At 44.7% G+C, this 23,663-nt stretch carries 21 protein-coding genes; 10 read left to right on the top strand and 11 right to left on the bottom strand.

Features of this window, described 5'->3' with window-relative positions; translation table 11 throughout:
* Window positions 1-14: 14 nt before the first annotated feature.
* Genes pcnB through panC form a run of 4 tightly spaced genes read left to right on the top strand, consistent with a single transcriptional unit; the run spans window position 15 to window position 3,563 of the window.
* The gene (gene pcnB, locus ACRQQK_RS15980) at window positions 15-1,376 is read left to right on the top strand and encodes a polynucleotide adenylyltransferase PcnB (protein ID WP_102963307.1); all 1,362 of its coding nucleotides are present in this window, start codon (window positions 15-17) and stop codon (window positions 1,374-1,376) included.
* Window positions 1,373-1,855 (top strand): 2-amino-4-hydroxy-6-hydroxymethyldihydropteridine diphosphokinase, encoded by a 483-nt coding sequence (gene folK, locus ACRQQK_RS15975; RefSeq protein WP_102963217.1) that lies wholly within the window; start codon window positions 1,373-1,375, stop codon window positions 1,853-1,855. Before pcnB ends, folK begins: the two co-directional genes overlap by 4 nt.
* 36 nt (window positions 1,856-1,891) lie before the next feature.
* Window positions 1,892-2,686, top strand: coding sequence for a 3-methyl-2-oxobutanoate hydroxymethyltransferase (panB, locus tag ACRQQK_RS15970; protein ID WP_102963216.1), 795 nt, complete (start codon window positions 1,892-1,894; stop codon window positions 2,684-2,686).
* Between the two features lie 10 nt (window positions 2,687-2,696).
* Window positions 2,697-3,563 (top strand): pantoate--beta-alanine ligase, encoded by an 867-nt coding sequence (panC, locus tag ACRQQK_RS15965; RefSeq protein WP_457513000.1) that lies wholly within the window; start codon window positions 2,697-2,699, stop codon window positions 3,561-3,563.
* Between the two features lie 114 nt (window positions 3,564-3,677).
* On the opposite strand, the gene ACRQQK_RS15960 is transcribed toward panC, so the two are convergent.
* Both ACRQQK_RS15960 and ACRQQK_RS15955 read right to left on the bottom strand, forming a co-directional pair.
* Complete coding sequence (locus ACRQQK_RS15960) at window positions 3,678-4,448, bottom strand: ABC transporter permease (RefSeq protein WP_457512998.1); 771 nt, start codon at window positions 4,446-4,448, stop codon at window positions 3,678-3,680.
* Window positions 4,449-4,457: 9 nt separating this feature from the next.
* Window positions 4,458-5,369 carry an ABC transporter ATP-binding protein gene (locus tag ACRQQK_RS15955; RefSeq protein WP_457512996.1) on the bottom strand — a complete coding sequence of 304 codons (912 nt, stop codon included), beginning with the start codon at window positions 5,367-5,369 and terminating at the stop codon, window positions 4,458-4,460.
* Between the two features lie 283 nt (window positions 5,370-5,652).
* Here ACRQQK_RS15955 and can point away from each other — a divergent pair, with 283 nt between their 5' ends.
* Window positions 5,653-6,321, top strand: a complete 669-nt coding sequence (gene can, locus ACRQQK_RS15950; protein WP_457512995.1) for a carbonate dehydratase — start codon at window positions 5,653-5,655, stop codon at window positions 6,319-6,321.
* Between the two features lie 71 nt (window positions 6,322-6,392).
* Here the strand turns inward: can and hpt are convergent, their stop codons facing one another.
* Window positions 6,393-6,923: a hypoxanthine phosphoribosyltransferase gene (gene hpt, locus ACRQQK_RS15945; RefSeq protein ID WP_457512993.1), complete on the bottom strand. Its 531-nt coding sequence runs from the start codon at window positions 6,921-6,923 to the stop codon at window positions 6,393-6,395.
* A gap of 310 nt (window positions 6,924-7,233) precedes the next feature.
* Between hpt and ACRQQK_RS15940 the strand changes: the two genes are divergently transcribed.
* Window positions 7,234-7,842, top strand: coding sequence for a LuxR/HapR/OpaR family quorum-sensing transcriptional regulator (locus ACRQQK_RS15940; RefSeq protein ID WP_457512991.1), 609 nt, complete (start codon window positions 7,234-7,236; stop codon window positions 7,840-7,842).
* Window positions 7,843-7,923: 81 nt separating this feature from the next.
* Here ACRQQK_RS15940 and lpdA read toward each other — a convergent pair whose 3' ends face one another.
* The 7 genes from lpdA to xerD all read right to left on the bottom strand — a co-directional run bounded on the left by lpdA (window position 7,924) and on the right by xerD (window position 18,853).
* On the bottom strand, window positions 7,924-9,348 hold the full coding sequence (gene lpdA / locus ACRQQK_RS15935; RefSeq protein ID WP_457512989.1) for a dihydrolipoyl dehydrogenase: 1,425 nt from the start codon (window positions 9,346-9,348) through the stop codon (window positions 7,924-7,926).
* 251 nt (window positions 9,349-9,599) lie between these two features.
* Window positions 9,600-11,480: a pyruvate dehydrogenase complex dihydrolipoyllysine-residue acetyltransferase gene (gene aceF, locus ACRQQK_RS15930; RefSeq protein ID WP_457512988.1), complete on the bottom strand. Its 1,881-nt coding sequence runs from the start codon at window positions 11,478-11,480 to the stop codon at window positions 9,600-9,602.
* Between the two features lie 19 nt (window positions 11,481-11,499).
* Window positions 11,500-14,160 carry a pyruvate dehydrogenase (acetyl-transferring), homodimeric type gene (aceE, locus tag ACRQQK_RS15925; RefSeq protein WP_457512986.1) on the bottom strand — a complete coding sequence of 887 codons (2,661 nt, stop codon included), beginning with the start codon at window positions 14,158-14,160 and terminating at the stop codon, window positions 11,500-11,502.
* A 52-nt stretch (window positions 14,161-14,212) separates the two neighbouring features.
* Window positions 14,213-14,983, bottom strand: coding sequence for a pyruvate dehydrogenase complex transcriptional repressor PdhR (gene pdhR, locus ACRQQK_RS15920; protein ID WP_457512984.1), 771 nt, complete (start codon window positions 14,981-14,983; stop codon window positions 14,213-14,215).
* Window positions 14,984-15,375: 392 nt separating this feature from the next.
* Window positions 15,376-17,115 carry a single-stranded-DNA-specific exonuclease RecJ gene (gene recJ, locus ACRQQK_RS15915; RefSeq protein ID WP_457513210.1) on the bottom strand — a complete coding sequence of 580 codons (1,740 nt, stop codon included), beginning with the start codon at window positions 17,113-17,115 and terminating at the stop codon, window positions 15,376-15,378.
* A gap of 65 nt (window positions 17,116-17,180) precedes the next feature.
* A complete protein-coding gene (gene dsbC / locus ACRQQK_RS15910; protein ID WP_457512982.1) occupies window positions 17,181-17,933 on the bottom strand; it encodes a bifunctional protein-disulfide isomerase/oxidoreductase DsbC in 753 nt (250 codons plus the stop codon).
* 11 nt (window positions 17,934-17,944) lie between these two features.
* Window positions 17,945-18,853: a site-specific tyrosine recombinase XerD gene (gene xerD, locus ACRQQK_RS15905; protein ID WP_457512980.1), complete on the bottom strand. Its 909-nt coding sequence runs from the start codon at window positions 18,851-18,853 to the stop codon at window positions 17,945-17,947.
* Window positions 18,854-19,033: 180 nt separating this feature from the next.
* On the opposite strand from xerD, the gene fldB reads away from it, so the two are divergent.
* On the top strand, window positions 19,034-19,552 hold the full coding sequence (fldB, locus tag ACRQQK_RS15900; RefSeq protein WP_457512978.1) for a flavodoxin FldB: 519 nt from the start codon (window positions 19,034-19,036) through the stop codon (window positions 19,550-19,552).
* A 2-nt stretch (window positions 19,553-19,554) separates the two neighbouring features.
* Here fldB and ampD read toward each other — a convergent pair whose 3' ends face one another.
* Window positions 19,555-20,097, bottom strand: a complete 543-nt coding sequence (gene ampD, locus ACRQQK_RS15895) for a 1,6-anhydro-N-acetylmuramyl-L-alanine amidase AmpD (RefSeq protein ID WP_457512976.1) — start codon at window positions 20,095-20,097, stop codon at window positions 19,555-19,557.
* 257 nt (window positions 20,098-20,354) lie between these two features.
* Here ampD and nadC point away from each other — a divergent pair, with 257 nt between their 5' ends.
* From nadC to pilB, 3 genes are all read left to right on the top strand, one after another.
* Entirely contained in the window at window positions 20,355-21,242 is an 888-nt protein-coding gene (gene nadC, locus ACRQQK_RS15890) for a carboxylating nicotinate-nucleotide diphosphorylase (RefSeq protein ID WP_457512974.1), read from the top strand.
* Window positions 21,243-21,497: 255 nt separating this feature from the next.
* Entirely contained in the window at window positions 21,498-21,950 is a 453-nt protein-coding gene (locus ACRQQK_RS15885; RefSeq protein ID WP_457512972.1) for a pilin, read from the top strand.
* 15 nt (window positions 21,951-21,965) lie between these two features.
* Complete coding sequence (gene pilB / locus ACRQQK_RS15880) at window positions 21,966-23,654, top strand: type IV-A pilus assembly ATPase PilB (RefSeq protein WP_457512970.1); 1,689 nt, start codon at window positions 21,966-21,968, stop codon at window positions 23,652-23,654.
* Window positions 23,655-23,663: the final 9 nt, after the last annotated feature.

The raw sequence follows: 23,663 nt of genomic DNA, 5'->3' as shown, positions 1-23,663 counted from the left end.
ATTGTAAAAAATACATGAATAACAACGACTTAAAAGAAAGCGAACATCACATATATCCAAGCTTAGCTTTGAATATCGTCACGCGCCAAGAACACAACATTTCGCGTAAGCAGATTAGCGATAACGCGTTAAAGGTGTTGTATCGTCTTCAGGGTGCGGGTTTTGACGCCTACCTAGTCGGTGGTGGTGTTCGAGATTTATTACTCGAAGAAATACCAAAAGATTTCGATATCGCAACCAACGCGACACCAGAAGAAATTCGTCAGTTGTTCCGCAACTGTCGTTTGATTGGTCGCCGTTTCCGCCTTGCACATATCATGTTTGGACGCGACATCATTGAAGTAGCGACGTTCCGTGGGCACCATCAGGAACCAAACAAACAGCTGGCTGCCCAGTCAGAAGCTGGCATGCTGCTGCGCGATAACGTCTACGGCACCATTGATGAAGATGCAGAGCGCCGTGACTTCACTATCAACGCTATGTACTACAACATCGCAGATTACTCTATCCACGACTACGCAGGTGGTATGGAAGATCTTGAAGACAGACTTGTTCGTCTTATCGGTGATCCGGAAACTCGTTACCGCGAAGATCCTGTACGTATGCTTCGCGCGGTTCGTTTTGCAGTAAAACTGGATTTCGATATCGAAGAAGATACCGCTGCGCCAATTGAAGATTTAGCGCCACTATTGCGCGATGTTCCTGCAGCTCGTCTCTATGAAGAGATGCTGAAAATGCTGCAATCAGGGCACGGTTTGGAAACGTACCACCTGATGCGCGAGTACAACCTGTTCCAACAAGTGTTCCCGACCATAGCGCGTCATTTCACCGAGGATTACTCATCACAGGCAGAGCACATGCTCGACTTAGTGCTTGATTCAACGGATCTGCGCATTGAAGAAGGTAAGCGTATCAATCCTGCCTTTATGTTTGCTGCAATTTTTTGGTATCCGATGGTTAAACTTGCTGAAGAGATGATGGAAACGCATAACTTCAATTATTACGATGCCATCATGGAAGCGAGCAACAAGATTCTCGATGAAGTGGTTAAATCGATTGCGATTCCTCGCCGTCACACCGCTACTATGCGCGAAATTTGGCAGCTACAGTTACGCCTACCTCGTCGTAACGGTAAACGTGCTTTCCGTTTGATGGAACTGAATAAATTCCGTGCTGGTTTCGATTTCCTAGAAATGCGCGGTGAAGTAGAAGACGGTGAAGTGAAGCAACTGGCAGACTGGTGGCAAACTTTCCAAACTGCGGGTCGTACTATGCGACAAGCAATGGTGGCCGATCTAGACAGCGTAGCTAAACCTTCTGGTACTCGTCGCCGTCGTCCATCGACACGCAAGAAAAAGAGCAAACCAGCATCATGACAATAGCGTATATCGCAGTAGGCAGTAATCTCAGCGACCCTGTGACTCAAGCCAACAATGCTATTGAAGCACTAACCAAGTTACCGAAGTCGCGTTTTATCGCGGCTTCATCACTGTACAGCAGCACACCTATGGGTCCACAAAATCAACCCGATTACATCAATGCTGTGGTGGCAGTTGAGACAGAATTAACACCTCTTGAGCTGCTTAATTGCACTCAGGCGATTGAACAGGAACAAGGGAGAGTCCGTAAAGATGAGCGTTGGGGACCAAGAACTCTCGACCTCGACATCGTGCTTTATGGCAATGAGAACATCGATTCTGAGCGATTAACCGTACCCCACTACGGCATGCGTGTCAGAGAATTTGTCCTTTATCCACTTGCAGAAATCGCACCTGAGCTGCAACTTCCTGATGGCACTTCGCTGCAAGAGTTACTTAAATCTGTTCCGCTCAATGGGCTGAGTATTTGGCAATAGCCAAGCTCTGACCAATTGACTTAGTAAGGACATACAATGAAAAAAATAACGATCAACGACCTAATGAAGTGGAAAAAAGAAGGTCGAAAATTTGCGACTTCTACTGCCTATGACGCAAGCTTCGCGCAACTATTTGAAAACCAAGAGATGCCTGTTCTTTTAGTAGGCGATTCACTGGGTATGGTTCTGCAAGGTGAGAGTGACACTCTACCTGTCAGCGTTGACGATATCGCTTACCACACGCGTTGTGTGCGTAAAGGTAGCCCTAACTGCTTGCTAATGGCGGACATGCCGTTCATGAGTTACGCAACGCCTGAACAAGCATGTGAAAATGCAGCAAAAATCATGCGCGCTGGCGCGAACATGGTGAAAATCGAAGGCGGTGACTGGTTAGTCGATACCGTTAAAATGCTTACTGAACGTGCTGTACCGGTTTGTGCACACCTAGGTTTGACGCCTCAATCAGTGAACATCTTTGGTGGTTACAAAGTTCAAGGCCGTGACCAAGAACAAGCAGACCGTATGGTGAAAGACGCTATTGCACTGCAAGAAGCTGGCGCACAAATCGTTCTTCTTGAATGCGTACCTGCTGGATTGGCAGAGCGCATTACTCAAATTTTGGATGTACCAGTTATCGGTATTGGTGCCGGTAACAGCACTGATGGCCAAATACTTGTGATGCACGATATGTTCGGAATTTCAGCCAATTACATGCCAAAATTCTCAAAGAATTTCCTTGCTGAAACAGGCGACATGCATAAAGCTGTTGCAGCTTACATTGCTGACGTAGAAGCCGGACGCTTCCCTGATGAAGCACATACTATTGCCTAAGGAGTAGTTCATGCAGACATATGCTGATATCTCAGCTCTTCGCGAGCAGATCCAACAGTATAAGCGTGATGGTCGAAAAGTGGCGTTTGTTCCAACTATGGGTAACTTACACGAAGGTCACCTGACTCTCGTGCGTAAAGCTCGCGAACTAGCAGATGTTGTTATCGTAAGTATTTTTGTTAACCCAATGCAGTTTGAACGCGCGGATGACCTCAATAGTTACCCTCGTACACTGGAAGATGACTACAACAAACTGACCAGTGAAAACGTAGAAATCGTATTCACACCGACCCCAGAAATCATGTACCCACATGGCCTTGATAAGCAGACTTCGGTTGAAGTCCCTGGGTTATCAACCATGCTTGAGGGCGCTTCGCGTCCGGGTCACTTCCGTGGCGTTGCAACAGTGGTAACAAAGTTATTTAACATCGTTAAACCTGATGTTGCCTGCTTTGGCGAAAAAGATTTCCAACAACTAGCTGTGATTCGCCAAATGGTTGCAGACCTATGCATGGATATCGAGATTGTCGGTGTGCCTACTGTGCGTGAGATGGATGGCCTTGCGATGAGTTCTCGCAACAACTTGCTATCACTAAACGAGCGTCAACGTGCACCAGTGCTTGCCCGTACTATGCACTGGATCAGCAGCGCTTTGCGTGGTGGTCGTCGTGATTACGATACTATCGTTGTCGATGCTCAAGACCAGTTGCGTGCGGCAGGACTAGAACCGGATCAAATCTTTATCCGTGATTCCCGCACTTTGCTACCCGCTTCTGAAGAAACCAAGCAAGTCGTGATTCTGATGTCTGCATTCTTGGGTAAAGTCAGACTGATCGACAATAAAGTTGTCGATTTCGTATCAGAACAACAAAGCTAAGCTGATATTTAAATTCCATAATACTTTGGTTTAAAAAGAAAAAGGTCAACTTACGTTGACCTTTTTTATTGAGCTAAAATGAGCATCTAAATAAGTTATTGCGAAGATAAATGATTAGCTGCGCAGCCCTTTACCTTTAGTGACCAAGTAGTGAGCGACGCAGTAAAGCGCAACGACAAACACACTGAGTACGCTAAAAGAAGTGACTATATCCACATCTGACACACCCAAGAAGCCATAGCGGAATGCGTTCACCATATAAAAAATTGGGTTAACCTTTGACACACCTTGCCAGAACTCTGGCAACAAGCTGATCGAATAAAATACACCGCCTAAATAGGTCAACGGCGTAAGAACGAAGGTCGGAACAATAGAAATATCGTCAAAGGTTTTGGCAAACACAGCATTGATTAAGCCGCCCAATGCAAAAACAACAGAGGTCATAAATACGGTCAGGAAGATCACACCCCAGTGTTCCACATTCAAATGTACAAAGAATAAAGATACAAAGGTTACCAGCGAACCAACCAACAAACCACGAGTGACACCGCCCATGACATAACCCGCAATGATGACGAAGTTAGGCACCGGCGCCACGAGCAACTCTTCAATATTCTTCTGCATCTTGGCACTAAAAAATGAAGATGCTACGTTTGAATAGGAGTTGGTAATCACTGACATCATAATCAAACCAGGAATGATGTACTCCATGTAGCTAAAGCCGTTCATCTGACCGATGCGAGAACCAATCAAGTTACCAAAAATGATGAAATAGAGGCACATGGTAATCACTGGTGGAACTAGGGTTTGCACCCAAATTCGTGTAAAGCGAGTGACTTCTTTACTTAACAAGCTAACAAAAGCTGTCCAATAAATTTGATACATAGTGGTTCCTTAACTCTGTTCGCGAACAATTCGAACAAACAGCTCTTCTAAACGGTTAGCTTTATTACGCATCGACAATACTCTTACACCTTGTTCTGTAAGCTGACTAAAGATGTGGTTTAGCCCTTCTGTCTTTTCGATTTCAATTTCCAGCGAACCGTCTTTCAGGGTTTGCGAAATGACACCATCAAGCTCTATTAGCTGGCTTTCGTTTTCGATATCCAACACAAAAGTTTCGACATGAAGCTTAGATAACAAGCCTTTCATGGTGGTATTTTCGATAACTTCACCACGGTTGATAATACCGATGTTACGGCACAGCATTTCTGCTTCTTCCAGATAGTGAGTCGTCAGGATAATCGTAATACCCTGAGCATTTATCTTCTTCAGAAACTCCCACATAGAGCGACGTAACTCGATATCAACCCCAGCCGTCGGTTCATCAAGAATCAGCAGTTGTGGCTCGTGCATTAGTGCACGAGCAATCATCAGACGACGCTTCATACCACCAGACAGGTTGCGAGCACGCTCTTTGCGCTTCTCCCACAAATCTAGCTGGGTGAGATACTTCTCTGCTCTCTCTTTGGCTAACGCTTTTGAAACACCGTAATAACCCGCTTGTTGAATGACAATCTGCTCTACCGTTTCAAACTGGTTGAAGTTAAATTCCTGAGGGACAAGACCCAGATGTTGTTTCGCTTCTTCAAGGTGAGTATCAATGTCATAACCAAACACCTTCACCTTACCCGATGTTTTATTAACCAGCGAAGAAATGATACCGATAGTCGTCGATTTACCAGCACCGTTAGGCCCAAGCAAGGCGTAAAAATCGCCCTTTTTGACAGACACACTGATACCTTTCAGCGCTTCAAAACCACCAGCGTAAGTTTTACGCAGTTGATCTATTTCTAATGCGTACATAATGGAGCTCTTTTTTTTGAGATACCGTATATGTGCCGATTTTAACGGCAGTTTTCAACCCCAAGCATTAAATAGTTTTTATAAACCTTAAACCACACTGCGTTTAAATAGCCTTACTAACTGGGTGTTGTTAGCCAATAGAATTCATGGATAATTTTCAACACTGCTCAGATGAGTAATCTCTAGGCGAAATAGTCAGAGATAGAAGGAATGACATTGTGTATAGTTGGTTTATACCTAAGTATCTTGAAGTTACTTAGGTATTGTTATTAAGGGAAGTAACATGCCAGAGATTAAACAACTATTCGAAAACAACTCAAAGTGGTCAGAGTCGATTAAAGCTGATCGCCCAGAGTACTTTACTCAGCTTGCTGAAGGACAGAATCCAGATTTTTTATGGATTGGTTGTTCAGACAGCCGCGTACCAGCAGAACGTTTAACTGGCCTATATTCAGGCGAATTGTTCGTTCATCGTAATGTTGCCAACCAAGTCGTTCACACTGACTTAAACTGCCTTTCTGTTGTTCAGTATGCGGTTGATGTACTTAAAGTGAAACACATTATTGTTTGTGGACACTACGGATGTGGTGGTGTGACAGCCTCAATCGACAACCCACAGCTGGGTTTGATCAACAACTGGTTACTGCACATTCGTGATTTGTACTATAAGCACCGCAAATATATTGAACAAATGCCAGAAGCGGATCGTTCTGACAAGTTGGCGGAAATAAATGTCGCAGAACAGGTTCATAATCTTGCAAACTCAACCATACTGCAAAACGCTTGGGAACGAGGCCAGGATGTAGAACTTCATGGTGTTGTTTATGGTATAGAAGACGGCAAGCTAGAGTACTTAGGTGTTCGCTGCAACTCTCCTAAAACTATCAATGATAGCTACAACAAAGCTATGGAAAAAATTCTCAATCCAGAACACCAACTGCTTTGTCGCTAATTGCTTACTAAAAGCTAAGAACACAAAAAGCCCACTGATGTGGGCTTTTTCATTTTTAACAACAAAGGCAATTATTCCTGAGGAACAACTTTACCGATATAAGGTAAATGGCGGTATTTTTGTGCGTAATCGATCCCCACACCCACAACGAATTCATCTGGGATTTCAAAGCCAACCCAAGACACCTCTACGTTCACTTCGCGACGAGAAGGCTTATCAAGCAGAGTACAAATTTGAATTGATTTAGGCTCACGTAGAGATAGGATTTCTTTCACTTTATTTAGAGTGTTGCCAGTATCAATGATGTCTTCAACAAGCAGAACATCTTTACCTTTGATGTCATCATCTAAATCTTTCAGGATGCGAACATCACGAGAACTCGTCATTGAGTTGCCGTAGCTAGATGCTGTCATAAAGTCTACTTGGTGAATCAGCTCAATCGAGCGAGCCAAGTCAGCCATGAAAACAAAAGAACCACGCAACAAACCAACCAGCACCAAATCTTCGCTGCCTTGGTAGTGTTGAGAAATTTGCTTACCTAGTTCACGGATACGTTCCTGAACGTCTTGCTCAGAAATCATTACTTCAACTGTATGCTTCATACCATTCTCGTTTGGTTGGGGCACATCTCAATAATAACGCGCCGCAGAATTTATTCGGCGCGTATAGTAACACTGCCGGACGACAGAGTTAACCTTTTCTCCCCCCTAGATGATGAGCCTATATCTATATAATTTGAACTTGTTGATAAAGCTCATTTTTAATAATGGGAGCGAATACTTAGTTCAAACATTGACCTTCAATATATGCACCAGTACACTCATAGAGCTTTAAGCAACTAACAAAATAATCATTAGAGTGGAAAACACTCAACTAACAACGTAACAACTAAAAATGGCAGGACTTACAACTATGGACGCATCTATTGAGAAACGCCCGAGAACACGGCTATCTCCCCAGAAACGTAAACTTCAACTTATGGAAATCGCGCTAGAGGTTTTCGCCAGACGTGGCATCGGCCGTGGCGGACATGCTGATATCGCTGAAATCGCTCAAGTCTCAGTAGCTACGGTATTCAACTACTTCCCTACTCGTGAAGACTTGGTGGATGAAGTTCTTACTTACGTGGTTCGTCAATTCTCTAACTTCTTAACCGATAATATTGATTTAGACTTACCAGCCAAAGAGAACCTAAGCAACATCACCCAAGAGTTAGTGGAAATCAGCTATCAGGATTGCTACTGGCTAAAAGTGTGGTTTGAATGGAGTGCTTCAACTCGTGATGAAGTATGGCCACTCTTTATGTCAACCAACCGAACCAATCATCTACTAGTTAAGAACATTTTCAGCAAAGCGATTGAACGTGGTGAAGTGTGCGATAAGCATGACCCAGAAGAGCTGACTATGCTATTCCACGGTCTTTGCTACTCATTGTTTGTTCAGGCAAATCGAGTGGAAGACAAAGAGAGCATCAACCAATTAGCGAATACCTACATGGATATGCTGTGTATCTATAAATAGCTAGCCGTTGATAGCAGACTTAACGTTTAGATATAAAAAAAACCGCTGAATATTCAGCGGTTTTTTATATCTCAAGAAGAATTATTTCTTCTTAGCTTTTGCGTTTGGCAGGTCAGTAATTGTACCTTCAAACACTTCCGCCGCTAGACCTACAGACTCATGTAGAGTTGGGTGAGCGTGGATAGTTAGAGCGATATCTTCAGCATCACAACCCATCTCGATAGCAAGACCGATTTCGCCTAGCAGTTCACCACCGTTAGTACCAACGATAGCGCCACCAATCACGCGGTGAGTCTCTTTATCAAAGATTAGCTTAGTCATACCATCTGCACAGTCAGACGCGATTGCACGGCCTGATGCTGCCCATGGGAATGTCGCCACTTCGTAGTTGATGCCTTCTGCCTTCGCTTCTTTCTCAGTCTTACCAACCCAGGCAACCTCTGGCTCAGTGTAAGCAATTGATGGGATAACTTTCGGGTCAAAGTAGTGTTTCTTACCAGAAATAACTTCTGCCGCTACGTGACCTTCATGCACACCTTTGTGAGCAAGCATTGGTTGACCAACGATGTCACCGATAGCAAAGATATGAGGAACGTTAGTACGCATTTGCTTATCAACGTTGATAAAGCCACGCTCGTCCACTTCAATGCCTGCTTTTTCAGCATCCATTAGCTTACCATTTGGCACACGACCGATAGCAACTAGCACAGCATCATAACGTTCAGCTTCCGCTGGCGCTTTTTTGCCTTCCATTGAAACGTAGATACCATCTTCTTTCGCTTCAACTGCTGTAACTTTAGTTTCCAGCATCAGGTTGAACTTGTCTTTGATGCGCTTAGTGTAAACCTTAACCATATCTTTATCCGCAGCAGGGATAAGTTGGTCAAACATTTCAACCACATCAATTTGAGAACCAAGTGAATGATAAACAGTCGCCATTTCTAAGCCGATGATACCGCCGCCCATGATCAACAGTTTTCCAGGGACTTCTTTCAGCTCTAGAGCGTCAGTTGAATCCCAAATACGTGGGTCTTCATGTGGAATAAATGGCAGTTTGATTGGGCGAGAACCCGCAGCCACAATAGCGTTGTCGAAGTTTACTGTTGTTTTACCGTCTTCACCTTCCACTTCGATAGTGTTAGGGCCAGTAAACTTACCAAAACCGTTAACAACAGTGACTTTACGCATCTTAGCCATTCCGCCAAGACCGCCAGTTAACTGGTTAATTACTTTTTCTTTCCATAGACGGATTTTATCGATATCCGTTTGAGGTTCGCCGAATACGATACCGTGTTCCGCAAGTGCTTTTGCTTCTTCGATAACTTTCGCTACGTGTAACAGTGCTTTTGATGGGATACAACCCACGTTCAAACATACACCGCCAAGAGTGCTGTAGCGTTCAACAAGTACAGTTTCCAGACCTAAGTCGGCACAACGGAATGCAGCGGAGTAACCAGCAGGACCTGCACCAAGTACAACAACTTGGGCTTTAATTTCTTTGCTCATTTCGACCTCTTGTAGTCAATATCCCTAACAGGCTGAGTGGGTATGATATCTTTTTGTATAATACGTTTATTTTTCAGACCGCAACAGTTTACAGAGATGTTAATGGTGTGAAAAGTAAATCCATTTAGCCTGTGAGCTAGCCAACAATTCAAATGCAGGAAATTTTTCTATTTTCAAGAAAAGCAGCCAATTTCAAATTAGTTGGATAAATACTGAATCAAGGCGGCTATTGCCGCCTTGTCTCTTTTTGATTACAGCACTAGACGACGGATGTCGCTTAGGCAGTTGTTCAAGTAAGTGATGAAGCGTGCACCTTCAGCACCATCGATCACACGGTGGTCGTATGATAGAGATAGTGGAAGTTGTAGACGAGCTTCGAACTCTTTACCGTTCCAAACAGGCTTCATTTCAGACTTAGATACACCAAGGATACCAACTTCTGGCGCATTCACGATTGGCGTAAATGCAGTACCACCAATGCCACCTAGGCTAGAGATAGTGAAACAGCCGCCTTGCATGTCTGCTGCTGTCAGTTTACCTGCACGAGCTTTCTTAGATACTACTGCTAGCTCTTCAGAAAGTTCGTAAATGCCTTTCTTGTTCACGTCTTTGAATACTGGAACAACTAGACCGTTTGGCGTATCAACCGCGATACCTACGTTCACGTATTTCTTCAGAATCAAGCTTTCGCCATCTTCAGAAAGAGAAGAGTTAAATGCAGGGAACGCTTCAAGCGCTTTAGCAACAGCTTTCATGATGAACACTAGTGGAGTGATCTTCATGCCAGTGTCTTTCTTCGCTTCAATCGCATTTTGCTCTTTACGGAAGTTTTCTAGTTCAGTGATGTCTGCGTTATCCCACTGTGTAACGTGAGGGATCATGACCCAGTTACGGTGTAGGTTCGCACCAGAAATCTTCTTAATACGAGATAGAGGTTGAACTTCAGTTTCACCAAACTTGCTGAAATCAACTTTCGGCCAAGGAAGTAGACCAAGAGCTGCTCCGTCACCTTTACCAGAAGCTGCAACACCAGATTCAAGACGCTTAAGAGCCTCTTTCACGTAGTTCTGTACGTCTTCTTTCAGGATACGGCTCTTACGGCCAGAACCTTTCACTTTCGCTAGGTTTACACCGAATTCGCGCGCTAGGCGACGAACAACAGGTGAAGCGTGAGCGTAGTCGTTGTTCTCTTCAAACTCAGTTGCTGCGGGAGCTGCTGCTGGTTTTGCAGCTTCAGCTTTAGGAGCTGGAGCTGCAGCAGGAGCCACAGCTTGAGCTGGTGCTGCTGGCGCAGGAGCTGCACCGGCTACTTCGAACACCATGATCAATGAGCCAGTTGATACTTTATCGCCAGCTGCAACTTTGATTTCTTTAACCGTACCAGCAAACGGTGCAGGTACTTCCATAGAAGCTTTGTCACCTTCAACAGTAATCAGAGATTGCTCTTCAGTTACTGTATCGCCAACCGCTACCATGATTTCAGTGACTTCAACTTCGTCGCCGCCGATATCTGGAACGTTAACTTCTTTAACGCTAGATGCTGCTGGTGCCGCTGCCGGAGCTGCCGCTGCAACTGGTGCAGGAGCGGCTGCACCTGAACCTGCAACTTCGAAGATCATCACTAGTGAGCCAGTTGATACTTTATCGCCAGCTGCAACTTTGATTTCTTTTAGCGTACCAGCAAATGGTGCAGGTACTTCCATTGAAGCTTTGTCACCTTCTACTGTCAGTAGAGATTGCTCTTCAGCGATTGAATCGCCAACAGCAACTAGGATTTCAGTGACTTCAACTTCGTCGCCACCGATATCCGGTACACAAACTTCTTTCAGTTCACTTGCTGCCGCAGCTGCAGGTGCAGCTACTGGAGCTGCTTCTGCCGCTGGAGCAGGCGCAGCTGCGCCCGCTTCTTCGAAGATCATAATCAGTGAACCTGTTGTTACTTTATCACCAGCAACAACTTTGATTTCTTTTACGATACCCGCTTGAGAAGCAGGTACTTCCATAGAAGCTTTATCGCCTTCTACCGTAATAAGAGATTGTTCTTCTTCAACCTTGTCGCCAACGCTTACAAGAATCTCAGTAACTTCAACCTCATCCGCACCGATATCAGGTACATTAATTTCGATTGCCATTATTCTTTCCTACCTTCAATTAAGCGTATAGCGGGTTTGTTTTTTCAGTGTCGATGTTGAATTTCTTGATTGCTTCAACAACCACAGATTTCTCAACTTCACCACGTTTCGCTAGTTCGCTTAGAGCTGCAACCACAACGTAACCTGCGTTCACTTCGAAGTGACGACGTAGGTTCTCACGGCTGTCAGAACGACCAAAGCCATCAGTACCCAGTACTTTGTATGATTCAGCAGGGATAAACGCACGTACTTGCTCAGCGTAGTTTTTCATGTAGTCAGTCGCAGCGATTGCTGGCTCAGTACCCATTACTGTTTGGATGTAAGGTACTTGCGCTTCCGCTTCTGGGTGAAGCATGTTGTAACGCTCACAAGCTTGACCATCACGAGTCACTTCGTTGAATGACGTTACAGAGTAAACGTCAGAAGCAATACCGTAGTCATCGCTTAGGATTTGAGCCGCTTTACGTACTTCATTCATGATAGTACCAGAGCTCATTAGCTGAACTTTCGCCTTGTTACCAGCGTAAGTTTCTAGCTTGTAGATACCCTTACGGATGCCTTCTTCAGCGCCTTCTGGCATTGCTGGCATTGCGTAGTTTTCGTTCATCAGAGTTAGGTAGTAGAACACATTCTCTTGATCACCATACATACGACGGATACCGTCTTGCATGATTACCGCAACTTCGTAAGCGAATGTTGGGTCGTAAGAGATACAGTTCGGTACAGTACCAGCCATGATGTGTGAGTGACCGTCTTCGTGTTGTAGACCTTCACCATTTAGCGTTGTACGACCTGCTGTTGCACCTAGTAGGAAACCACGAGCTTGTTGGTCACCTGCCATCCATGCCATGTCACCAACACGTTGGAAACCGAACATAGAGTAGTAGATGTAGAACGGGATCATTGGTAGATCGTTAGTGCTGTATGACGTTGCCGCTGCAACCCATGAAGACATAGCACCTAGCTCGTTGATACCTTCTTGCAGTACCTGACCAGAGGTTGCTTCTTTGTAGTAAGAAACAATGTCGCGGTCTTGTGGCGTGTAGTTCTGACCGTGCGGGTTGTAAATACCGATTTGACGGAACAGACCTTCCATACCAAATGTACGAGCTTCGTCAGCAATGATAGGAACGATGTTTTGACCGATGTTCTTATCTTTAAGCAGAACGTTTAGAGTACGCACGAACGCCATTGTTGTAGAGATATCACGCTTCTGCTCTTCAAGTAGAGGCTTGAACTCTTCAACAGCTGGAATAGTTAGTTCTTTCGTAAAGTTAGGCAGACGCTTAGGCGTGTAACCTTTCAGAGCTTTACGACGAGCGTGTAAGTATTCGTATTCTTTCGAACCTTCTTCCAACGTTAGGTATGGAAGTTCTTTCACTGCTTCGTCAGTTAGGATGTCTTGAAGACCTAGACGATCACGTAAGTGTAGGACGTGAGTCATATCCATCTTCTTAACTTGGTGCGCGATGTTCTTACCTTCTGCCGCTTCACCCATGCCGTAACCTTTAACTGTTTTCGCTAGGATTACAGTTGGACGACCTTTAGTGTCTTGTGCATTCTTGAATGCTGCGTACAGTTTAGAAGAATCGTGACCGCCACGTTTAAGTGCGAAGATTTCATCATCCGTCATGTCTGCAACAAGTGCTGCAGTTTCTGGATATTTACCAAAGAAGTGCTCACGTACGTACGCACCATCTTTAGATTTGAATGTTTGGTAGTCACCATCGATAGTTTCGTTCATCAGTTGAAGAAGCTTACCAGACGTGTCTTTCGCAAGTAGTGAATCCCAGTTGCTACCCCAGATAACTTTAACAACGTTCCAACCAGCGCCTTTAAATAAGCCCTCTAGTTCTTGGATGATGCTACCGTTACCCATTACAGGGCCATCTAGACGCTGTAGGTTACAGTTGATTAGGAAACATAGGTTGTCTAGTTTTTCACGTGCAGCGAAAGAAATAGCGCCACGTGATTCTGGCTCATCCATTTCACCGTCACCTAGGAATGCGTATACACGCTGCTCAGTCGTGTCTTTCATGCCACGGCCGTCTAGGTACTTAAGGAAACGAGCTTGATAGATCGCTGAAATCGGACCAAGACCCATAGATACTGTAGGGAATTGCCAGAACTCAGGCATCAATTTAGGGTGTGGGTATGAAGGAATACCTTTGCCATCCACTTCTTGACGGAAGTTGTCTAGTTGGTCAGCCGTTAGGCGACCTTCAACGAATGCACGCGCATAGATCCCTGGAGAAATGTGACCTTGGTAGTAAACCAAATCGCCGCCATCTTTCTCGTTTGGAGCACGGAAGAAATGGTTAAAACATGTCTCGTAGAATGCAGCCGAAGATTGGAAAGACGCCATGTGGCCGCCTAGCTCTAAATCTTTCTTAGATGCACGTAGAACGATCATGATTGCGTTCCAACGGATGATAGAGCGAATACGACGCTCTAGCGTTGTGTCACCCGGATATGCTGGCTCTTGTGCTGCTGGGATCGTGTTGATGTAATTTGTTGTAACGCCAGTAGGCATATCAACACCATCTAAACGAGCTTTCTCTAGCACTTCTTCAAGAATGAACTGCGCGCGCTCTACACCTTCTTCACGAACAACTGACTCAAGGGCAGCTAACCACTCCTGAGTTTCCAGTGCGTCTACGTCATGCTTCATGTCGGACATGGCGATCTATCCTTCTATTGGTTGGATTCTATTTATAATCGCAATAAACCGCTTACTGCGGCTCATTACCCTGTTGGATACGACGTAAAGAACGCTCGCGACGAGACTGTTCTCGAGTCAGTTCCAACAATGTTTCTTCAATATAAGCTAAATGAGAATGTGACATCTCGCGCGCCATATCAGGCTCACCAGAAACAATCGCATCCACGATGTTAGCTCGGTGCTTGTTTACTTTCTCAACCGCTTCAGGGCGGTGACGGAGTAATTTAAAATTCTGTAAAATATTTTGCTCTAGCAAAGGGGCAAGACTACGAACAATATGCAGAATGACCACATTATGGGTCGCTTCAGTAATGGCAATTAAAAACTCCATTACGGTTGAAGCTTCTGCTTCAAAGTCGTGTTTCTCTTGCGCTTCGCTGATTCTCAATACGCTTGATTGAATACGAGCAAAATCTTCTGCTGTACCACGTAAAGCAGCAAAATAGGCTGAAATACCTTCTAATGCATGTCGCGCTTCAAGTAAGTCCAACTGAGTTTCTGAATGATTTGACAATAAATTTAGCAGAGGATCAGAGAAACTTTTCCAAATATGCTCACTGACGAACGTACCACCGCCTTGGCGACGGGTAAGTAGACGTTTAGCTTCTAAGCGTTGAATAGCTTCACGAACCGATGGACGAGAGACTTCAAACTGTTTAGCTAACTCGCGTTCTGGTGGCAGTTGTTGTCCTGGGGACAAAGTTCCTTCAATAATCAGCCGTTCCAACTCTTGTTCAATAACATCAGAGAGTTTCGGCTGACGAATCCTTTGATAAGCCATAATTTATTATTCTTCTACTCTTTATGCCTTGCTGGCAATTGGTAATACCAATTTCAAATTGACGAAGAAATTAACATATCCAACGTGTTAGTGTCCAGCCAATTATTGACCTAAATCATAAAACCAGCCCCATACAAACAGCTTGTTAACAATAATAAACCACTTTTGACACATTATTGGTAAGACCAATTACAAAACGGATACAGAAGCCTGGTTATGAGCAAGAAGTGTTATCAATTCATTACGTGAATAGAGCCACAAGGTTTTTAAGGTTGGAATCACAAATAATTACCGAACAACAGCCTGTGAATAAGAGAGTTGTCACAAATACTTGATTAATTGAAAGCGGCTCTGAATCAAGCCGCCAAAGAAAAGTTATTGAAATGTTAAGTTTATTTTGCTTCTAAATGATCGATCATTAATTGTAAAGACTGATTTCCGCGGAACTCGTTGATGTCCAATTTGTAGGCTAATCGTACCGTTTTGACGGAAGCATCTGGCCAACGTCGCAAGTCAATATTGAAGGCTATTCCATCGATCATGATGTTGGTTGGATGACCTTTGTGTAGCGGTTCAAGCATCAATTTGAGATGTTTTTCTCCCACCAACTTTTGGTGTAACACTTTAAATTCACCGTCAAAGATCGGTTCAGGAAATGCTTGCCCCCATGGCCCTCCTGCACGCAGTGTTTCTGCGGTGTGCATAGAGAACTCTTCAGGCTTGAGTTCACCATCCGTCAGAATCACCCCTTTCAACATCGCATCATCAAGCTCTTGGCGAACAACTTCATCAAACAGCTTACAAAATTGTTCAAAATCTTTTTCCGCAATTGTCAAACCTGCGGCCATTGCATGTCCACCGAACTTCTTGATGATTCCCGGGTTCTGGGTATCAATTTTGTCCAACGCATCACGCATATGCAGTCCAGCAACAGATCGACAAGATCCTTTAATCAAACCATCTCCGCCATCAGCAAAAGCAATAACAGGGCGGTGATATTGCTCTTTGATACGAGAAGCCAGAATGCCGATAACACCTTGGTGCCAGTCACGCTGAAACAACACTAAGCCATAAGGCAGTTCACTGTCTTTACCAAACTCCAGACGTTCACAAAAGGCCATCGCCTCTTGCTTCATTCCCTCTTCGATATCTTTACGAGTCTGGTTTAAACCATCCAGTTCGCTCGCCATTCGGCGCGCAGCATGGATGTTATTACACAGTAGAAGTTCTACCCCAAAAGACATGTCATCCAAACGACCCGCTGCATTTATACGCGGGCCGAGCGCAAAACCAAAGTCTGATGCCACCAGTTTGCTCGCATCACGCTTAGCAACTTCAATCAATGCCTGAATACCCGGTCTTGCTAAACCAGCGCGAATTCTCTGTAAACCTTGGTGCACCAGAATACGGTTGTTCTCATCCAACGCGACTACGTCAGCTACCGTACCTAAAGCAACTAAATCAATCAGTTCCATCAATTTAGGTTCTTGCATGCCTTGTTCGGTAAAATAGCCGACTTTGCGCATGTGTACACACAACGCCATCATCAGGTAGAAAGCAACGCCCACACCCGCCAATGCTTTTGAAGGAAAAGCACACTGCTGAAGGTTTGGGTTCACCATTGCATCCACTTCCGGAAGTTCATTTCCCGGCAAGTGGTGGTCTGTTACCAACACCTGCAAACCTTTTTGCTTGGCATAACGGACACCTTCGATTGAAGAAACACCGTTGTCGACGGTCATGATCATCTCAGCACCTAGGCTGATCGCCTGATCAACCACTTCAGGGCTTAATCCATATCCATCTTCAAAACGGTTCGGAACCAGATAATCCACATTACGGCTGCCAAGCATTCGCAAAGCCAGTACCGAAAGTGCAGAACTGGTCGCGCCATCGGCATCAAAATCACCGACAATGATGATTCGCGTTTGATCTTTAATTGCTTGATATAAAAGTTCTACTGCCTGCTCGATACCGTGCAGATTTTGGTATGAATGCAAGGCTTTAGCAGCTTTATTCAATTGCTCTAAATCGGTAACACCACGATTTAAGTAAACACGTTTTAAAATGGGCGGAATAGAATCAGGAAGAAGAGATAAATCAGGTTCTGGTCTGCGTTGAATTTCGATCATGGCTAGATTTCTGTTATGCATAGAAACACAAACTTGGATTTCCCCAAGTTTGTGTTTTTGAATAATTATTGTTGTAGGCGTTGTTCAAGTTGTTCAGGAGGCAAGTAACCTCCCACCATATCGCCCGAAGGTAAGAATATTGCTGGTGTACCACTAATACCTAACTGACGGCCAAGCTGATAATGGTCAGTGACCGTTTGTTTACATTGGGCGAGATTTTTACCTTGCGCGACTTCGGCTGGTTCACGGGTCACTTTTGCATTGTGCATCGCTGATGCTGGATCTTCTGCACACCAGATTTTCGCCATATTGTCAGCGACTTGTCCACTTGGTCCCTGACGAGGAAACGCCAAATAGCGCACGGTAATACCGCGCTTATTGTATTCCTTCATCTCTTGATGCAAGCGAACACAGTAACCGCAGGTGATATCGGTAAACACAGTCACAGCGTATTTTTCATTATCCGCTTTGTACTCGATCATACTGTCTCTGAACTGAGCAATTTTTTCAGCATTAATTGGTGCTTGGCGTTTTGCCATCACATCAACATAAGAGCCGTCTTCACTCAGCTCATAAAGTGTTCCGGCAATCAGGTATTTGGCGTCAGGAGACGCAAATAACACACCGCCTTCGGTATTGACTTCAACCAAGCCGTCAATAGATGAAGGAACAACATCAATCACAGGCATTCCCAGTTTTTCAAATTTGCTGATGAAAGCTTCTTTATCAATATCAGTCGCCGCAGAAGAGCCTACTGAAAAACCGGCTAAAGCGAATAATGGTAAGAGAGATAAAGTCAGTCGGCGGAATACGCTCATTAAAATCACCTTTAAGCCCTTGGATGGTGCTCACTATGTATTTGTTTAAGTCGCTCTGTTGCAACATGAGTATAAATTTGGGTCGTCGATAAGTCACTATGCCCCAAAAGCATCTGTACCACACGTAAATCCGCACCATGATTTAGCAAATGAGTCGCAAAAGCATGACGCAAAACGTGAGGAGAAAGCTTCTCAACATCAATACCAGCAATCACCGCATAATGTTTGATTCGATGCCAGAACGTTTGTCTGGTCATCTGCTGCGACCGTTTACTCGGGAAGACCACGTCTGAGGTTTGTTGACCTAATAATTCAGACCGGCCTTGATGGAAAAAAGTTTCAATCCACTCAATCGCGTTTTCTCCCATCGGAACCAAACGCTCTTTACCGCCTTTACCGATTACGCGCACAACCCCTTGGCGCAGGCTGATATTTTCTGTGGTCAGAGACACCAGTTCTGTTACACGCAACCCAGTCGCATAAAGCAGCTCCAGCATTGCTTTATCTCGAAGTTCTACTGGGTCACTAAGATCTTGAGCATTGAGCAGAGCTTCGACCTGTTCTTCAGTCAAATCTTTTGGCAAGCGTTTAGGCAATTTGGGACTGACCATCAAAGCCGTTGGGTCATCACTGCGGATTTTTTCACGATGCAGATATTGAAAAAGACGGCGTATTGCAGAGAGCATTCGCGCACGCGAGGTCTGCTTGTAGTCTTGGTCAATTAACCATGTTTGGTACTCTTGCAGACCAGATAAACTGATGTAGTTCAAACGGTAGTTATTCTTATTCATCCAGCCCAAAAGCTTTGTTAAATCATTACGGTATGAAACTACCGTATTTTCTGACAAGCCTCTTTCCAGCCAAAGAGTATCTAAGAACTGCTCCATGATTCCTTGGTCAGGCAAAAATAATTCCGACACGTGTTCCTCTTTTTCTTATCATTATGCGAGATATCGACGATATGCCAAATAACCACTAAGGCTACGAGATATCGCATGGATATACCATAAAAATCGGGCATGCTCAGGATATTCGCTGCACTCTGGGTCATTTTATGTTTAGAATCTACCATCCCAGAGAAAGAAAGAACTAAATAACGTATGAAGATTGGTCTATTTTACGGCTCAACGACCTGCTATACCGAAATGGCCGCCGAAAAAATGCGCGCGATTATCGGTGATGAACTGCTCGACATTCACAATGTAAAAGAAACACCACTCAGCTTAATGAGTGACTATGATCTGCTAATATTAGGCATCTCGACGTGGGACTTTGGAGAGATCCAAGAGGACTGGAACGAATTATGGGATCAAATAGATGGCGTACCGCTAAACGGCAAGTCCGTCGCATTGTTCGGCTTAGGCGATCAAGAAGGTTATGGCGAATGGTATCTGGATGCGATGGGACTGCTACACGACGAGATCAAGAAGACGGGGGCTAACATCATCGGTTACTGGCCTGTTGAAGGCTATACCTTTGAAGCATCAAAGGCACTGACTGAAGATGGGACTCAGTTTGTCGGCTTAGCGTTGGATGAAGACTCTCAATACGAACTCAGCGATGAACGCATTGCCACTTGGATTGAACAAGTTCTGACAGAGTATCAAGAGTCTCTCTAAAATCACTCAAGTAAAGCGCGGTACTTTATCCAGTCAAAAACCAAACCTGGGTCTGTTTTACGCATCGGGGCAATGTATTGATGCCCCGTTATTCTTGGCACCGTGATTTGCGGATACGCAACCATCAACTCTTGGCTGAGCTTGGCTAGTGCCTGATATTGCTCCTCGGTATAAGCGACATAATCTGTACCTTCCAGCTCAATACCTATCGAATAATCATTACAATGCTCTCTGCCCGCAAAAGCAGACTGTCCTGCATGCCAGGCTCTGGCGGTAAATGGAACAAACTGCACCACTTCACCATCTCTTCGAATCAAGCAATGCGCAGACACCCCCATTTTATGGATCACTTTGAAAAATGGATGCTCATCCGGATTTAGTTTTCCGGTAAAAAACTGCTCAATATGATCACTGCCAAACTGGCCCGGTGGCAGGCTAATGTTATGCACCACCAGCAATGAGATATCGTTAACGTCGCTTCTCTCATCAAAATACGGTGACGGCACTTTGCGCGCAGTGTGATACCAACCTTGGTTATCAATCATAAGAAAGCCTTAATGCTCCAGATGAATAAAATTTAATTTAACTACTTATACTCAAACTAATTGGAGTTGCAGGTAGGCGGCAAGTAAGTGAATCCCCTGAGCATAGATAACTATGTGATTGGGGTGAACGAACGTAGCCAACACCGCTGCAGCTTCAAGTAGGAAGAGTATAACAACGAAATGCGAGATTAAGTGCTGAATTTAAATCTTACTCATCGTATTATGCCTGCCTCTGTTAATCCGGACTAAGATTTGCGATGAAAAATACTCACAATAGCCAAGAGCGCCTCGATTACCTAAAACAACAACTACCATTGGAAATTGCTCGCACCGTTGAAGCGACCCTAAAGGAAGATTTAGGTGGAACTCTCGACCCTGCGGCTGATCTGACAGCAAATCTTATCCCTGCGGATGTGCAAGGCACTGCCACCATTATCACGCGCGAACACGGCGTGTTCTGTGGTAAAGCTTGGGCGGATGAAGTCTTCAAACAACTGGGTGGTGAAGTCACCATTGATTGGCATTTAGAAGATGGGGACAAAGTCGAGCCAAACCAAACACTGTGTACGCTTTCAGGTCCTGCTCGAATCTTGCTTACAGGCGAGCGCAACGCAATGAACTTTATTCAGACACTCTCAGGTTGTGCAACGACAACCGCTGAATATGCGAAAGAGTTAGAAGGTACCAACTGCCGTTTACTGGATACGCGTAAAACTATTCCGGGTTTACGTAGTGCTCTGAAGTACGCAGTCGCTTGTGGTGGCGGTTATAACCATCGTATCGGTGTGTTTGATGCTTACCTAATTAAAGAAAACCATATCATCGCGAATGGCGGCATCACTCAAACGATTAAAACAGCGAAAGAACTTAATCCGGGTAAACCTGTTGAAGTTGAAACAGAGAGCCTAGAAGAACTGCGTGAAGCGATTGAAGCTGGTGCAGATATCATCATGCTCGACAACTTCACTATGGATATGATGCGTGAAGCGGTTGCGATTAATGCAGGCCGTGCGGCGTTAGAAAATTCAGGCAACGTCACCCTAGAAACACTGCGCGAATACGCGGACACAGGTGTTGATTACATTTCAGTGGGTGCGTTAACTAAGCACGTGAGAGCCATGGATCTCTCTATGCGTTTCAAATAAGCGCCGCAAATAATCATCAGCAAGTTTGAACCTAAATTTGTTTCAATTTTAAGACCCGCTTCGGCGGGTTTTTCGTTCCTTCTTGATACTCCAATCCAAACGAATGCGAAGCCGGTCGAAAGCTTTTGTTGAGGATATGAAAGTCGTTCAATAAATAAACCTCATCACTCGCGCAACTGAACTGCTGTCGTTCTCAATATCAAACCAAGCACATAATCTCTTGCTCCGAATAGCCCACACAAACGGAGAGAGGCAATGAAAACAAATCAGCTTAAAAAACAGAAAGGTTTTACCTTAATTGAATTGATGATTGTGGTTGGCATCATTGGTGTGCTTAGTGCAATCGCAGTTCCAGCCTACCAAAGCTATCTATTAAAAACTGAAGCGAACACAGCCGTCAGTATTCCTAGAACGCTATTAACCAATATCGACTTATTTATTCAAGAGAAAGGCGAATTTCCTTCAGATAGTAATTTTTCAGAAATTGGCGGTGCGAAAAACATGAGTGCTTTAGGCTCGCTCACACTTACCAAAACAGAAAAGACTAAAGGAACTCTTATTTTTAAAATCGAGAGTGATAGTGCACTCAAAGACAAAACCGTTACTTTTACTCGTAACGAGAATGGTTGGAAATGTACCCACACTACAGAACAAAAGTTAAAAGGCTGTGCTGGTCCTGCATCTGCCACTGCTAACCCTGCAACTTAATAACAACGAACTCTAATGATAACCAACCTAATCGCACTGTTGCGCCAAGCGGAGCTATTGAGCTTGGCGCATGAGCACAGCGTGGTGAATCATATTGAAGCTTCTGGCGCTAGTGTGCCAGAAGCTTTGGTCCAACTTGGAATAATAGAATCGTCCGATCTCGCGAACCATTTAAGTCAGCAGCTACGCATGCCTGTGACGGATCTTAGTGAGTTTGATTATGCTGATGTCTGCCAGCAACTTGGATTACGAGAACTAATCACTCGCTATAACGCCCTTCCTATACAAAACCAAAATAACCAACTGCTTCTGGCGGTATCAGATCCCACTCACCCGAGTGTAGAAGATGAGTTTCGCTTCACAACTGGCTTAAACGTTGAGCTGGTACTCGCTGATCATAAATCATTGCAAGCCGCTATTCGTCGCCTCTATGGCAAAACCATCAACGACGAAGCTAAGCAGAACAAAGAAATCAGCCAAGATGAATTGGCAAGCTTAGTTCAACTTTCTGATGATGAGCTGCAATCGATTGAGGATCTCAGTAAAGACGAATCACCGGTAAGCCGATTTATCAACCAAGTGTTGCTTGATGCTGTGCGCAAAGGGGCTTCCGATATTCACTTTGAACCCTATGAAGATGTATATCGTATTCGCCTGCGTTGTGACGGTATTTTAGTCGAAACTCACCGCCCTGCGAGCCATCTCAGCAGACGGCTTGCAGCGCGTATTAAAATACTTTCAAAGCTGGATATTGCCGAACGACGACTTCCACAGGACGGACGAATTAAACTTCGCTTAAATCGCGATACTGCGATTGATATGCGGGTTTCATCGCTACCAACTTTATGGGGAGAGAAGATTGTATTACGTCTGCTTGATAGCAGCGCTGCCAATCTCAACATCGACAAACTCGGCTATGACGAAGTGCAAAAGCAGCACTATTTAGATGCCCTTAAAAAGCCGCAAGGCATGATCTTGATGACAGGTCCAACAGGAAGCGGCAAAACCGTTTCTCTTTATACAGGGCTACGCATACTCAATACCTCCGAAATTAATATCTCCACCGCGGAAGATCCGATAGAAATCAACCTCTCTGGCGTTAATCAGGTGCAGGTACAACCTAAGATAGGTTTTGGCTTCTCTGATGCGCTACGTTCCTTTCTACGTCAAGACCCAGATGTGGTGATGGTGGGTGAGATTCGAGACCTCGAGACTGCGGAAATAGCGGTGAAAGCAGCTCAAACAGGACACTTAGTTTTATCAACACTCCATACCAACTCTGCCGCCGAAACCGTCATACGTTTAGCCAACATGGGTGTTGAACCCTTCAACCTCGCATCATCTCTGAGTTTAATCATCGCCCAGCGTTTAGCTCGTCGTTTATGCAGCCACTGCAAAATAGCCACTACGCCATCCGTCACCTTGCAAGCTCAGTTTAACTTGTCAGCGGACGAAACCATTTACCAAGCCAACCACTTAGGCTGTACCGAGTGCACCGGAGGATATTCAGGGCGCGTCGGAATCTACGAAGTGATGGCTTTCAATGAAGCTCTTGCTGAAGCCGTCATGAATAAGGCAAGTGTGGCGCAAATCGAAACCATCGCTAAAGCCAATGGCATGAGCACTTTGCTGGATTCAGGCGTACAGAAATTAAAGCAAGGTGTCACCAGTTTTGCCGAGTTACAACGTGTTTTGTATTTCTAATCATTAGTG

The organism is Vibrio sp. C8 (genome assembly GCF_054051265.1).
Note: the sequence above shows the minus strand (reverse complement) of the source record. Positions and strands in the feature narration are given on the sequence as shown.

Excerpts from the sequence above, each read along its gene's own strand:
- ACRQQK_RS15955 (WP_457512996.1), bottom strand. The coding sequence starts at position 5,369 with ATGTACGCATTAGAAATAGATCAACTGCGTAAAACTTACGCTGGTGGT.
- pilB (WP_457512970.1), top strand. The coding sequence starts at position 21,966 with ATGATAACCAACCTAATCGCACTGTTGCGCCAAGCGGAGCTATTGAGC.
- hpt (WP_457512993.1), bottom strand. The coding sequence starts at position 6,923 with ATGAAGCATACAGTTGAAGTAATGATTTCTGAGCAAGACGTTCAGGAA.
- fldB (WP_457512978.1), top strand. The coding sequence starts at position 19,034 with ATGAAGATTGGTCTATTTTACGGCTCAACGACCTGCTATACCGAAATG.
- nadC (WP_457512974.1), top strand. The coding sequence starts at position 20,355 with ATGAAAAATACTCACAATAGCCAAGAGCGCCTCGATTACCTAAAACAA.
- aceF (WP_457512988.1), bottom strand. The coding sequence starts at position 11,480 with ATGGCAATCGAAATTAATGTACCTGATATCGGTGCGGATGAGGTTGAA.
- panB (WP_102963216.1), top strand. The coding sequence starts at position 1,892 with ATGAAAAAAATAACGATCAACGACCTAATGAAGTGGAAAAAAGAAGGT.
- panC (WP_457513000.1), top strand. The coding sequence starts at position 2,697 with ATGCAGACATATGCTGATATCTCAGCTCTTCGCGAGCAGATCCAACAG.
- ACRQQK_RS15960 (WP_457512998.1), bottom strand. The coding sequence starts at position 4,448 with ATGTATCAAATTTATTGGACAGCTTTTGTTAGCTTGTTAAGTAAAGAA.
- dsbC (WP_457512982.1), bottom strand. The coding sequence starts at position 17,933 with ATGAGCGTATTCCGCCGACTGACTTTATCTCTCTTACCATTATTCGCT.
- aceE (WP_457512986.1), bottom strand. The coding sequence starts at position 14,160 with ATGTCCGACATGAAGCATGACGTAGACGCACTGGAAACTCAGGAGTGG.
- can (WP_457512995.1), top strand. The coding sequence starts at position 5,653 with ATGCCAGAGATTAAACAACTATTCGAAAACAACTCAAAGTGGTCAGAG.
- recJ (WP_457513210.1), bottom strand. The coding sequence starts at position 17,115 with ATGATCGAAATTCAACGCAGACCAGAACCTGATTTATCTCTTCTTCCT.
- ampD (WP_457512976.1), bottom strand. The coding sequence starts at position 20,097 with ATGATTGATAACCAAGGTTGGTATCACACTGCGCGCAAAGTGCCGTCA.
- folK (WP_102963217.1), top strand. The coding sequence starts at position 1,373 with ATGACAATAGCGTATATCGCAGTAGGCAGTAATCTCAGCGACCCTGTG.
- pdhR (WP_457512984.1), bottom strand. The coding sequence starts at position 14,983 with ATGGCTTATCAAAGGATTCGTCAGCCGAAACTCTCTGATGTTATTGAA.
- lpdA (WP_457512989.1), bottom strand. The coding sequence starts at position 9,348 with ATGAGCAAAGAAATTAAAGCCCAAGTTGTTGTACTTGGTGCAGGTCCT.
- pcnB (WP_102963307.1), top strand. The coding sequence starts at position 15 with ATGAATAACAACGACTTAAAAGAAAGCGAACATCACATATATCCAAGC.
- ACRQQK_RS15885 (WP_457512972.1), top strand. The coding sequence starts at position 21,498 with ATGAAAACAAATCAGCTTAAAAAACAGAAAGGTTTTACCTTAATTGAA.
- ACRQQK_RS15940 (WP_457512991.1), top strand. The coding sequence starts at position 7,234 with ATGGACGCATCTATTGAGAAACGCCCGAGAACACGGCTATCTCCCCAG.